9 protein-coding genes are annotated in these 12,238 nt (G+C 44.3%); 5 read left to right on the top strand and 4 right to left on the bottom strand.

Features of this window, described 5'->3' with window-relative positions; all coding sequences use genetic code 11:
* The first annotated feature begins 5 nt into the window (after positions 1 to 5).
* Positions 6 to 794: a PilZ domain-containing protein gene (locus AAAA78_RS14555; RefSeq protein ID WP_340592760.1), complete on the top strand. Its 789-nt coding sequence runs from the start codon at positions 6 to 8 to the stop codon at positions 792 to 794.
* 51 nt (positions 795 to 845) lie between these two features.
* Here the strand turns inward: AAAA78_RS14555 and AAAA78_RS14550 are convergent, their stop codons facing one another.
* The gene (locus tag AAAA78_RS14550; RefSeq protein WP_295899459.1) at positions 846 to 1,340 is read right to left on the bottom strand and encodes a hypothetical protein; all 495 of its coding nucleotides are present in this window, start codon (positions 1,338 to 1,340) and stop codon (positions 846 to 848) included.
* 81 nt (positions 1,341 to 1,421) lie between these two features.
* Entirely contained in the window at positions 1,422 to 6,326 is a 4,905-nt protein-coding gene (locus AAAA78_RS14545) for a zinc-dependent metalloprotease (RefSeq protein WP_340592759.1), read from the bottom strand.
* A gap of 299 nt (positions 6,327 to 6,625) precedes the next feature.
* Here AAAA78_RS14545 and AAAA78_RS14540 point away from each other — a divergent pair, with 299 nt between their 5' ends.
* Positions 6,626 to 7,360 (top strand): DUF5602 domain-containing protein, encoded by a 735-nt coding sequence (locus AAAA78_RS14540; protein ID WP_340592758.1) that lies wholly within the window; start codon positions 6,626 to 6,628, stop codon positions 7,358 to 7,360.
* Here AAAA78_RS14540 and AAAA78_RS14535 read toward each other — a convergent pair.
* Positions 7,357 to 8,154 (bottom strand): hypothetical protein, encoded by a 798-nt coding sequence (locus tag AAAA78_RS14535; protein WP_340592757.1) that lies wholly within the window; start codon positions 8,152 to 8,154, stop codon positions 7,357 to 7,359. The two genes, AAAA78_RS14540 and AAAA78_RS14535, sit on opposite strands and share 4 nt — an antisense overlap.
* 8 nt (positions 8,155 to 8,162) lie before the next feature.
* Positions 8,163 to 9,014, bottom strand: coding sequence for a hypothetical protein (locus AAAA78_RS14530; RefSeq protein WP_340592756.1), 852 nt, complete (start codon positions 9,012 to 9,014; stop codon positions 8,163 to 8,165).
* A 170-nt stretch (positions 9,015 to 9,184) separates the two neighbouring features.
* On the opposite strand from AAAA78_RS14530, the gene AAAA78_RS14525 reads away from it, so the two are divergent.
* From AAAA78_RS14525 to rnhA, 3 genes are read left to right on the top strand one after another with little or no spacing between them, the layout of a single operon-like run.
* Entirely contained in the window at positions 9,185 to 10,738 is a 1,554-nt protein-coding gene (locus AAAA78_RS14525) for a tolA protein (RefSeq protein ID WP_340592755.1), read from the top strand.
* Positions 10,735 to 11,421, top strand: coding sequence for a J domain-containing protein (locus AAAA78_RS14520; RefSeq protein ID WP_340592754.1), 687 nt, complete (start codon positions 10,735 to 10,737; stop codon positions 11,419 to 11,421). The genes AAAA78_RS14525 and AAAA78_RS14520 overlap by 4 nt, the downstream gene beginning before the upstream one ends.
* A gap of 60 nt (positions 11,422 to 11,481) precedes the next feature.
* Positions 11,482 to 12,234 (top strand): ribonuclease HI, encoded by a 753-nt coding sequence (gene rnhA / locus AAAA78_RS14515; RefSeq protein WP_340592753.1) that lies wholly within the window; start codon positions 11,482 to 11,484, stop codon positions 12,232 to 12,234.
* Positions 12,235 to 12,238: the final 4 nt, after the last annotated feature.

Genomic DNA, 12,238 nt, shown 5'->3' with positions numbered 1-12,238 from the left:
TTTATATGAAAACAAAACCATGGTCCCTGATCGTTCTTGCTTTGCTTCATGTGTTGGCTCCTTTAGGTAATCTTCTTTTGAATGCAGTTCGAGCGGGGAGGACGTTTCCGGCACAATTGCACTACTGGTTTGAAGTTTTGCCGAAGCCTTTGTTGTTCGTTTATGTTGGCGTTCCAATCCTTGCTGGAGTTTTTATCTACATTTGCAAACGTTGGAGCTACTGGGCGTATCTAGTGTGTCTTGCTATCATCTTTGCTTCGAATTTGTATAGCTACTGGACAAGCATGAACTGGAGCACACTGATTGCCTTGATCGTGGTTCTGCTCGTGGATCTTTTGATTGTCGCTTACTTCGTGGTGCCTTCCGTTCAGAAAATTTATTTCGATCCGCGTATGCGTTGGTGGGAAGCGGCACCACGTTACAACTTCAATCACGAAGCCGTGGTGAACGGTTCTAAGGCTTTCATCAAAAATCTTTCTCAAGGTGGAATGTTTATGACCTCGGGTCCTTCCTTGCAAGCCAATGACTCGTTGGAAATTTCTTGGAATTACGAGGGACAGGAAACAAAAGTTCTGGGTAAAGTGCTGTACAAATCTCCAGATGGTTTAAGCTGTGGAGTTCGTTTTCAACATACCCCGGAATCCCAAAGAGCCGTGAAAGACGTTATCGACAGTCTTCACGCGAAAAAACTCATTGTGGTGGAACGTTTGCCGGGACCTGAAGACAGTTTCGGAGTTTGGCTGAAAAAGCTTTTCACCAAAGGCGAAGGCCTTTTCCCAAAAACAAGAATTTAGAAATAAAAAAGGGAGTGTTGAACACTCCCTTTTATTTTTAGAAATCGATTTTTATTTAAGAACTTGATACTCGCAAAGAGCTTTGCCCTTTTTGCCAAGCCCAATCACTGGGCCTTCGAATGTCTTGCGAAGAACATAAGCTGTCTTTTTATCCGCAGAAAGTTTAATGGCTACGCTGTCGCTCACGCGCATTGCAGGAATGCCGATCAAGCTTTCACGACCGTTAAATGCAAAAGTTAAAGTGTCATCTTTTAACGTCACAGTGTCCTCACCCTTTGTTGTTGAAAGCGCTTCACCGTGGGAATATTTGACGTCGCGGCTTTTACCGTTGAGTTCAGCACTGATAATCGGGCCGTATTCAGTTATGTCAGAGCGGTAAAGATTGAGAAGACCGTTTTCTTCAACAACATCAAGGCCTTTATAGCAGAATGTTTCACCTTCTACTTGATCTTTAAGCAAGCGATAAGAACCAATAAAATCTTTAGCTCCAGCAAAAGCTGAAGACGTGCCGAGCAAAATCATACCTAACAAAATCGTCTTTTTCATAAACACTCCTAATTATTTAAATAAAACAAAAAAAATGCGCAGGTCCGGAGAGAGTGGACCCGCGCAGGAGAAACTTAAAGGTTATCTGTTGTACTCTGGGTTCGTCATGAGAGTGAGCATGTTCAAGAACTCAACGTTCTTCATGATGATACCGTAAGAGATCTCGATCTGAGTTCCGTCAACCAACTGACTAGCAGCATCGCCAAGTTGTGCAAGACCTTCCATGCCCTTAGTTTGGCTCATGGCTTTACCGATCTTATCAAGACCTGACTTGATCGCCTTTTGGTCAAGAGCAAACAATGGAAGAGCTTCAGCCAATTGGCCCGCTTGTTCAGCCACTTGTTGCGCGATCTGATCAGCACCTTGTTGTTGAGTCAACAACGCCACTGCCACACCGATCACTTGTTTGTTGAAACCAACCATGCCTTCGACTTGTCCTTCGATAGTCATTTGTGGATTTGCTTTCAACATTTCTTCAGAAACGATTTCACCTTTTTTGTTAAGCTCATTCAATTTCGCAATCAAATCAGCTTTTGCTTTTGCCACGTCTTCCGCTTTCTTACCTTGGCTCAACATATCCTGGAACTGAGCGATCACAACTTTTTCCATCAAAGGAGCGATGTCGCTTTCTTTTTGGATGAAGAAGTTTTTCTCAGCAGCCACTTGCAAGATCAAGTTCGATGCAATCGCATTATCCAAAGCCCAGTAGCTCAAGCGTGTCTTAGACTTGTCAGAAACACCCAACTGGCTAAGAACAACACGGTCACTTGGAGCTTTACCTACGCTGCTTCCTACTTTGAAGAAGTTAGCGAAGTTGTCTTTGTCTCTCAAAGTTGAAGCTTCAAGATTCAAGATACCATAGATACCTGCGTAAGCTCTCATCGCTGAAGTCACAGTCGCTTTTTCACCGCGAACTGGAGACAACGTTGCGTGTTCATTCGTAAACGTTGGTTGCAATTGATCCAACATCATTCCAGTTAGAGTGTTCACGAAGAAGCTTTCCTCTGCGCCCATGCCAAGGATGTACTTCTCGAAATCCAAGAACGAGAACTGGATGCTTTGAGAGTAGTATTTGTAATCAGGGTAGCCCTTCATAGTTAAGAAGTTCATCGCCATGATTTTATCGTACTCTACACCCACAGTGTCGATACGGTCTTCACGGATCGCAAGATCTTGAACCGCACGTTTTTCAACGATTTCAACGTCTGTGATTACTTTGCCAGTCTCTTCACCTTGCTCGTTTCTTTCTTTGTATTGGTAAGGTACTGCTACGAAACGGTCAGCACTTTCAAACAAAGAGTGAGCATCTGGAGTTTTGATAACTTGGTTGTAGAAGATGTACGCTTTCAATGATGCTTGAACGTAGTCGCCGATTTCTTCTTGTGTACCGTTTCTCAAAACAAGTTTGTAGAACAATTCATCCAAGTATTGACGCATTTGGAACATTGTTCCGATTGTACCACCGATCACACGACCCGCCATGCCCACGCCAAAGTTGTTGCGGTCCCAGCTGTGGTAGTTTTGCACGTAGTTTTCTTCGTAATCCAAAGCCAAGTTCTCAACGATTTCTTGAGCTGAAGTACCGTAGTCAAAGCGTTGGCACGTAGGTTCGTAACCAACATGGATGTCTGTGCAGTACTTGTATGGCTTCAAAAGACCATTGATTTGGTACTTGTTAAAGTTATTCCAACCATTCTTCGCAAAGTTTGCTTGGATAGCTTGAACCGTAATGAACTTATCGTTAACCAGAATTTTCGCAGCACCTTGTTTTTCAAGTTTTGCCTTAAACTCCGGAGTCACTTCCAAAAGACCCAAGTGAGAAGCTCTCAACGCGTGGATATCGTAAGTACCGATACCATCCCAGTTGAATTGGCTTGGCTCAAAGTAGTCCATGATAGAAGAGTAGTTACGTTTTGTTTCAGAACCGTCTTCGTTCGAGAAGTTTGCTTTATCGAATGAACCGATGAAGTTATGAGTTAAACCTTGAGAGTGACCCATTTCATGGCCCATATCGAAGAACAACGTCTGACGAAGAGCTTCTTTAAATGTTCTCGCCGTGAAGTTACGAGCCAAGCCATCACGCTCAGTCAACAAACAACCTGGAGAGTTTTTAAAGTGAGCATTCAATTGAGTGCGTACTGCACCTTTGCGAGCAGAAGCCTCAAGCTCTGCTTTTTGAGCAGGCGAAAGTTTCGCAGCTCTAGATGCTAACATTTCTTTTGCTACAAGGCCTTCCAATTCAACAGAATCCATTTGGCGGTTTTCCGCAAATTTACGAAGAACACGGTCAATCCATGCGCTTTCCATTTGTGGAGCCGAGTAGTTGAATTTACCAGCACCCAAAGATTTCATTTGTGCGACAGCTTTCTTCACTTCGCCTGAAGTCAAGTTCATGTTCTTCGCGTTTACGAAGACTTTCGCATCCGCTTTTTTACCTTGAGCCATATTCACAAGTTGTTTTGTGAATTGCGCAGCCACTTCAGCTTTTTGTTCAGCAGAAGCACCTGGTTTTGCAGCTTCTGCCGCTTTCTTTTGAGCCTCAGCTTCAGCTTGTTGTTGTTTAGACAACTCTTCCAAAGCTTGTTTCTTAAATTCTTTTTTCATATCAGCCCATTTTTGGCTGATCTTAAGGTTGCGTTGAGAACCTGCTACGTACTGTTGCAAGTTACCAGCGTAGATGATCAAAGAATCCGCTACAACGATACCCGAGCGTGGATTGAAACCAACTTGAGAAACCCCAAGAACGCCGTGGTTGCCGTTGAATTTGTTTTCAAAGTGAACGATGTTTTTATCAAGGTCACCGACTTTAGCTTCTACTCCAGCATCGCCAGAGAATTGGATCTCAACGTAACGACCTTTGCGCTCAAGAGCTGTGCCCTTGAAAGCTTGGTGGTAAGCGAAATCCCATGCGTTAACAACGTCCGTAGCCGTGTCTCTGTAAAGTTGGCGGATGTCCGCTGGCAAGTCTACAGAAGGCTCAAGACCAGTTACTGTATAAACAAGTGTTTTACCGTTACGGAAATCGTGAACAACAGGGAAGTTCATTTCTTGGCCTTCGCGACCAATCAAGCCTGTCTCTGTTGGGTTGATTTGACCGATAGTCCATACACCGTAACCCAATTCGTTTTGAGCGCGGAACGGAATTTTCGCTACGAAAGACTTATCCGTTGTACCGTCATTCAATTTGAAAGAAACGCGTTCTTTCAAGCGAGCCGTTACCTGGAAGTTCGCAGTTCCGTTATAATCGTTAGTTACATTGTACTCAGCAACACAGTGCAAACGAAGACCTGTAGAGTATCCGAAGCTGAAGTTCAAGATACCTTTATCAAGGTGCATATCGACATCAGAAACTTTCACGTCAGCGAAAGAATCAAAGCAAGGCTCATTGATCGAAGCGTACGGTGAGTAAGCTGTCGTCAAAGTGTTTTTTGTCCAGTCAAGTTCGATGAATTCCGCATCGACGCGAGAAGCAGGAACCAAGCGAGCCATAGAGTATTCAGCACCGGAAGCGTCTTTTGTGTCGTGCTTCAAGTATTTCACTGGGATCGACATCAACTCTTCAATGTCTGCATCGTTAGAACCTGATTTGTAGTTAACAAGCTTGTCAGCTTTACGAACAACAAGGCGAGATTCTTCCAATTCGAATTTAACGATCGTCAAGTTACCCGCCATACCTGGAGGGAAAATTGTCGTTACAGGAGCATCTTCAAGAGTACGTTTGAAGAAGAATTCTTTGCCTTTGATGTCAGCCACGCGGATTGTTGTGCGTGGATCCATTTCGTTATTATTTTCAACTTTCTTAGGTTGAACGTTTTGTTCAATTTGTACCAAACCTACGTTTTCACCGGCGCGAACTTCTTTGAAAGAGATTTTCGCATCTTGGTTGCCGTCGTAGTCAACTACTGGCAATTCAGGACGAACGTATTTTACAGGTACGTCGTAACGAAGGATAAGGATGCAATTCGCTTGTTCTGTCTCTGGAAGAGCTTTTTTGATTTCGTCAGAGCATTGGCGAACGTTGGATTTATTAGAACCCAATTTCAATTGTTGAACTTGAGAATCCGTCAGCTCAGTTTTACCCAACTGACCGATTTCGAATACATGAAGAGCGTCAACATCAAGAAGAGTCAATACGCGAGCATCATCTTTCGTGTTCACAGGGATTTGGAACTCATTCTTAAGTACACCTGCCGTCATGATCTTATTATTGATACGATCCATAACGAAAGTGCGGTCCATATCACCACGAGACGCAGGGTCAAGACCTACAGGGATACGGTCCGAAGGATTGATCGACATTGTGAAGTGAGTCGCCTCGCTCCAGTCTGTTGTCTTCAAACGCAATGTAGAAGTTTCTTCTTTAAGTTCGTTCTTTGTTCTTTGCAAAACACCGTAACCAGTGACTTTGAATTTGAAAAGTGGAACTAAGATATTAGAACCTTTTTTAGCCAAAGCCGTTGCTTTTTGAGCGCGAGTCTCTTTAAGCTTCGCCATCAAAGTTTTAACTTCAGCATTGTTCTTAGTTTTTTGAAGTTGTTTTTGCAAAAGAACTTCGTCTTTCACTTGAGCGAGTTGTTTCTCAAGGATCGACAATTCAGAAGCGTCGTTTACTACTTTATAAGCAGTCACGAATTGCTTATCAACAGAGAGAGCAATCGGGTAGGAGTGACCCGCTTGTCCTGTCATTTCTAAGCCTTTGAACATGTATTTCAAACGGTTCGGAACTTCGACGTCCGTTACCGCGACAACACCTTTTTCGGCTGTGGCTTTTGAAGACTCACCCAAGCTTAAGTTTGAAAGACGTTCGTCAGTTGAAACTTTCATCTGACTGTCTTTTTGCAAAGAATCTACTTCTGAAATTGAAAAGTTCGATTCTTGCGCATCTTCCGGCAGTGAGGCATCTCGCGTCTTTGTACAACCCGTAACAAAGAGGGCTAAGGCAACTAACGCTGTAAGAGCCTTTGCGAATTGCGACTTGTGAGTCATAGTTCTCTCCATTCCTAATTTGTCACTACCCATAACTCACATCGAATATATGAGCTTACGGGCAGAGACTCTCTCCTTAGGAGATACAAATGCACTGACAGTGCCACGGCAAAATGTCCCCGCGATGAATTTATTGCAATACACGATTTCTAGCCGTCAAAAGTTTAAACGGAGGACAATTAGGGGAAGTTTCAAAATGAGACATCACACGCTACTGATTTCATGCATGGGACCACTTCCGAATTTGGCGAAGCAGGGGGACCTGGCTCTATTCTTAGAGACACCCAAAAGGAGGGATCATGAAAGAGTTCGTTATATTTTGCTGTCTTTTATTTGCAGGCCTCAATGCCCAGGCTTTTAAAATCTATGGGGATGCCGTCAAAATTGGAGATGGTGCGGGAAGAACGTTTGTTGATATTGATGGAAATGGAAAACTGATTTCACTGGGAGTGGCCCTCTCGAATAAAGCTCTTCAGGGGCTTCCGCCACACATGCCGATGTCGAACTTTACTTTGAGTTTACCTTCTCTTGTAAATGTTCCTCCTTATAACCACATTGTGGTGAATTGGAATCCTCACGGACATGAACCTGATCCTATATACGGGATCCCGCACTTTGACGTGCATTTTTATTTTATTTCGCGAGAGATTCAAGAGGCGATCACTTGTGCCGGAGCTGATCACGCGGTTTGTATGGCAGCTTTAGATCCAAAAGAAATTCCACCTTTTTATGCTCCGACTCCTGACGGAGTTCCAACGATGGGATGGCACTGGATAGATCCTCGTTCGCCTGAATTTCACGGAAAGACTTTTACAGCGACCTATATCTATGGCGCTTATAATGGCAACATCAGTTTTGTGGAGCCCATGGTTACAAGAGACTTTTTGTTAAGCAAAAAGCCCTTCCAGAAAAATGTTCCAGTTCCCGAGGTCGTCGCGAACAAAGGATATTATCCTCAGACATATTCCATCGAGCATGATGCAAGCAAAAAAGCTTACTTTATCACTTTGAAAAATTTCGTGAAAAAAAATTAAAAAGCGAAAACTTTTCCGCAAGAAGGGGCGGCGATTCGTTGCACGAGTTGCTGCCCGCGCGCGATCAACAAAGAATTTGTCGACTGCTTTTCCCAGACAGAGCGCGCAGCTTCCGAAAAAGACACAGAATCATTTTGAGATTTTTGAAAAGCTAAATCAATCATAGCCAGCCACAGAAGAGCTTTATTACGCTCCATCTTCCATTGGGCTTCGCTCACCGGGAAATGCAGCTCCAGCGAGCGGGAAGCGTCGAATCTATTCTGATAGTTGTAAACACCCAGCGAGTTCACAGCGACCAACGGTGGCTTTGCAAACGCCACCTGGTCATCAATAAGAATCGTCCGTTGTGGATTCCAGTCAGGAATGCCTTGGTCGAGAACTTTTTTATAACGCGTTGAAAATGGCAGTGTCCCATCTTGAGAAATGACGGTGAGGTTTTCCTTGGAAAGCAGGCGGTGCGAAACCTCTAAAAGTGAACGCCCGTCAGAAAGAAATACGTTCTTCAAAAGAATTTCGTTGCGTGATCTTTCACCGCCGCTGAAAAAACTGATGCGCACTTCGGGATGTTTTATTAACAATGTTTCAATCACATCGGCCAAGTGATCCGTTGGACGATAGAGCTTTTCGTTGGCAGTTAAAGTTTGATTGTTTTTTTGGTTCGAGTCGTTGGCATCAACAGAATAAAAAGTCGTCCAATCAATATCAAAGACAATGTCAATAGGTGTCGGGGAGTTGGCGTGAGCCACCGGCTGGAAGCAGAGTAAGATTAAAAGTGCTACCAGCCACGCTTGCATATTTTCCTCTAGAAAATAACGGTCATTGAAGCGTAAACCAAAGAGTTGTTTTCGTCGATGAATTGCACGTTAGAGTCTGAACCATTTGGTTTGAGAGTTGACCCGCTGTTTGTATGACCGACAGCAAATGCCCATGTCGGATTGAATTGATAACCTAACTCCTGAGACATCTCGAAAGAATCTCTCATCACATTTTGGTAAGACCACGTATTTCTGTGAAGGAAGTCTGTCGATAAAGAAACGCCGGATTCCCAGCTATAACTTAAAGAAAGAGATTGGTTTGAGGAATATTGTGTGTTCACACGTCCATCAAGAGCCGTTTCGTATTGGTGAATGTTGCGAGCTGCACTGATAGAGCCAGAAACATCAAATCCCGTAATGAGACGGTCAGGATTTACGATCACACTTAAAGATGTTGAAAGAGACGTCGTCAAGTTTTGACGAACGTGAGAGTCTTTTGATGTTGGAACAACAGCACCCACGCGGTAACCAAGCAATAATGTCGAACCCATTTCAAACGGAGATCTGATAACGCTCACAGAAGTATCAGAAAAGTCATCGCTCTCTGGATATTTAAGATCTTGAGAATAGCCGCCTTGAATACGGACCGTGTAGTTTTCGCTGGCTTTTAAGTTGAAACGAAGCGCATAGTCCATTCCGTCTTTGCGGCTGCCATCTTTAAAATCATAAAGGCTTGCTGAGCGGCCGACGTTGATATAACCACTCCACAAACGGCCTTCTTTTTTAGGCTGTTGAACTACGAGTGAGGAGGTCACGGAAGCGTTATTATTCGCAAAAGCAGGGCCTGCCAATAAAACGGTCGCTAAAATTCCAAGAAGGGGACGAATAGCAAAAGACATAAGGATCTCCTCAAGGAGGTTCAAATTGCAGGGACGGTGCCACGATAAGCAGGGCCAGAATGCATCCAGAGACTTCGGACCTGTCAAAGGATTAGTCAGAGGACAATCGACGCCAATCTTCACGAAAGTCGCGTGTGATGAAAGACCTGTTCTGCCGATAAAAACGAAGCATGATCGTTCGTTCGTCTTTGATGATTTTATTTATAATTTTCTGTTCTTTGCCTCTGCAGGCAGCATCTGCGGATCTTGAACTTTTATACACAAAACAAATCGCTTGGACTGCAGCGAATTTGGAAGATCCCAAGGTGGTAAACTCTTTCCAAAGATCTTTTCAAGACCTTCTTGCAGATAAAGAGAAAATCAAACAGTTGCAAACCCCTGAAGGAAAAAAGCTTCTTCAGCAAGGAAAAAATCTTTTAAGTGTCGTGGCTCTGAAAGAGAGGCTCAGCAAGTGCCTTCTTTCCCATGCCGCCGCTCAAGGAGTTTCTCAAGCTTTAGCGAAGGCTCTGAATACACAAGTTTTAAACACGGGTGTTTGTGCTGAATCAATGGAAGCAGAAAAGAAACTGCAAAGTTTTAACAAAGAACTTGAAACCTCAATGCAAGAAGAAGCCAAAAAGAAAATTCTTGTCAATGCCTTTAAGCAGCTTCATTCAACCCAAAATTATTGGAAAGAAATTGCAAAAAAAGATTCCCTGGATCTTGCTGTTGAGTTGACAGACCGAGAGCGTGAACTTGCGACAAAACCTCCGCAGTCGGGAGCGGACCTGCTGCTTTATACAAAAGCTCTTCGCGATAGAAAAAACAAAGACGTTATTGTTCAGTCCGATGTCAAAAACGCTTTTAGCGAAGTGCAAACAGAACTAAAAAATCACGAAACTTATTTGCAGGAAGTTTCAAACAAGAAAGCCGACGAAGCTTTGCAAAATCTTTTGGTCACCAATCCTGCGGCGACGGCGCAGTTTCTGATGGAAAATCCAGGTGCGCTCGATATGGTCTGCAAAATTTTGCAGGATTACGACAAAAAAGCTCAGAATAGAGAAACCTTAGATAAAGCGATCTTCTGGGGAGGACTTGTTATCGGAGGAGTTCTTCTGGCAACAGGAATTGGTGCCGGAGTCGGTGCCGCCGTTCTTTCGGGAACAGCCGCAGCGGGAACTTTGACGACAGTCGCTGCTGGCGCTGCTCTAGCTGGTACCATTGCTGGCGGTGGAGAGGCTATTTACTCTTCAGCGAAAGCGCATGAATCGTTCATAGAGGCACAAAACTTAAGAGCGTCGGCTTTTGCGGAGGGATCGTCAAAAGAAGCTTTCTCGAAAGCAGATGAAGCAAAGAAGCAAGCTTATTCAGAGCTTGCGGATGCAGGCTTTTCAGCAGCCTCCATCATTCCTTTTGGTGCGGGTCTTAAAGTTATGAAAAATGCGGCACAGGCATCACGTCTTGGCTCTTACGCCAAGGTCGCCAAAGAAGGTGCAAAGGTCGAAGCTGAAAGTGTCAGATCTTTGGCGACCTCTTTAAAGGAAATTTCGTCAGACAAGAGCGTTCTTAAAGTTTTAGAGAACAGTCAAAAAAATGTCGACTCGGAAGAAATGGGAATGTTTTTAGGATATCTTTCGCACCTTCCACAAAACGAGCGCAAAGAAGTTTTAGAACTTATCAAAAAGAAACCTGAAAAAGTTCCGGATGCCATTCGTGAATCTTCGAAATCGGGAGTGTGCAAATGAAGTGGTTGATTCTTCTTGTCACATTGCTAAGTTTAAAAGCTTTTGCGCAAACGGCAGGCGAAGTTCGTCGTATTATGAATCCGCAAAGCAGTTTGTATGAAGTTTTAAACGTCAGCCCAAATGCGACGGATGATGAAATTCGCGCGGCTTACCGTCGTCTGATGAAGTCCTATCATCCGGATCGTTACTTAAATGAACCACAGAAATTGAAAGTGGCCACTGAAGTGATGAAGAAGATCAATATCACTCGTGACACGCTGATGGACCCGATAGCACGACGAAGATATGATGCCACCATAAAGACCGCACCAAAAGCAACGTCAACCAGAGCATCAACCACATCGACGACAAGCACTGCTAAAAAGTGGTCACCTCCGGATTTTGGAACAAGTGAAAAACCAACGACGCAGGAACCTCCAAAAACAGCTGAGAAGCCCAAGGAAGCACCGAAAGAACCTCGCGAAGCTCCTCGTGAAACGACCAGCGCTGCGAAGGAACCCAAAGTAGATCCTGCGCCACAGAAACCTCAAGTCTCCGAACCTCCGCCAAGAACTGAGGCCAAGGCCCCTGTACAAAAGGAGCCTATGGACTATCGCGCAAAACAAGCAGCGAAGTTTTATGAAGAGACCGCACGTTGTGGCGACGGTGCTTTCTTCAAACGTTTTGTAGATGTCATGTTGTAATCCCCACGTAAGGAAGCGACGAGCATTGACATGGCTTCCTGCCTTCGCGAGGATTGATCTGTGCAAAAAACAACTCGTGATTATATTATGATTTTTTCTGACGGCGCTTGCTCCGGAAATCCTGGACCAGGTGGCTGGGGAAGCATTGTCCTTTTTCCAACCAATCAGGTGCAAGAGCTCGGCGACGGTGAGCGTTCCACAACAAACAATCGAATGGAAATGACGGCCGCGTTAGAAGCTCTTAAATTTGTGCGCAATCAACCAGGTCAAATTCATTTCTATACGGATTCGACGTATCTGATTCGCGGAATCACACAGTGGATTTGGGGTTGGAAAAAAAGAAACTGGCAAACGGCCGAAGGTCAAGACGTTTCCAATCGCGATTTGTGGGAAGAGATTTCTCAGCTTGTGCAAGAGCGCGGCGCTCGCAATAAAATTGAGTGGAAATATTCTCGCGGCCACATCGGTATTCCCGGCAATGAACGCTGTGACCGTATTGCTGTCGCGTTTTCCAAAGATGATTATGTCAATTTGTACTCTGGATCTTTAGATAATTATTCTGTGAATTTATTGGAAGTCCCTGCAGACACGTCTCTTCCGGAGATGCGTCAACCCGGGGAAAAAAAAGAGGCCTTTAGTTATTTAAGCAACTTGGGCGGATTGGTTTATCGACACAAAGATTGGCCGTCTTGCCAAAAACGTGTGAGCGGTCAATCCGGTGCTAAGTTCAAAAAAGCAATGTCGGCCTCCGATGAAATTGAAATCCTCAAGACCTGGGGACTCAGTCCTCAAACTGTGATTAAGGAAGGATGAGCAC

The organism is Bdellovibrio sp. BCCA (assembly GCF_037996825.1).
Classification (GTDB): domain Bacteria; phylum Bdellovibrionota; class Bdellovibrionia; order Bdellovibrionales; family Bdellovibrionaceae; genus Bdellovibrio.
The sequence above is the reverse complement of the archived record's forward strand: the minus strand, read 5'-3'. Positions and strand labels throughout refer to the sequence as shown.

Bases quoted from the DNA above. Each gene is read 5' to 3' on its own strand.
- AAAA78_RS14555 (WP_340592760.1), top strand. From the start codon at position 6: ATGAAAACAAAACCATGGTCCCTGATCGTTCTTGCTTTGCTTCATGTG.
- AAAA78_RS14550 (WP_295899459.1), bottom strand. From the start codon at position 1,340: ATGAAAAAGACGATTTTGTTAGGTATGATTTTGCTCGGCACGTCTTCA.
- AAAA78_RS14545 (WP_340592759.1), bottom strand. From the start codon at position 6,326: ATGACTCACAAGTCGCAATTCGCAAAGGCTCTTACAGCGTTAGTTGCC.
- AAAA78_RS14540 (WP_340592758.1), top strand. From the start codon at position 6,626: ATGAAAGAGTTCGTTATATTTTGCTGTCTTTTATTTGCAGGCCTCAAT.
- AAAA78_RS14535 (WP_340592757.1), bottom strand. From the start codon at position 8,154: ATGCAAGCGTGGCTGGTAGCACTTTTAATCTTACTCTGCTTCCAGCCG.
- AAAA78_RS14530 (WP_340592756.1), bottom strand. From the start codon at position 9,014: ATGTCTTTTGCTATTCGTCCCCTTCTTGGAATTTTAGCGACCGTTTTA.
- AAAA78_RS14525 (WP_340592755.1), top strand. From the start codon at position 9,185: ATGATCGTTCGTTCGTCTTTGATGATTTTATTTATAATTTTCTGTTCT.
- AAAA78_RS14520 (WP_340592754.1), top strand. From the start codon at position 10,735: ATGAAGTGGTTGATTCTTCTTGTCACATTGCTAAGTTTAAAAGCTTTT.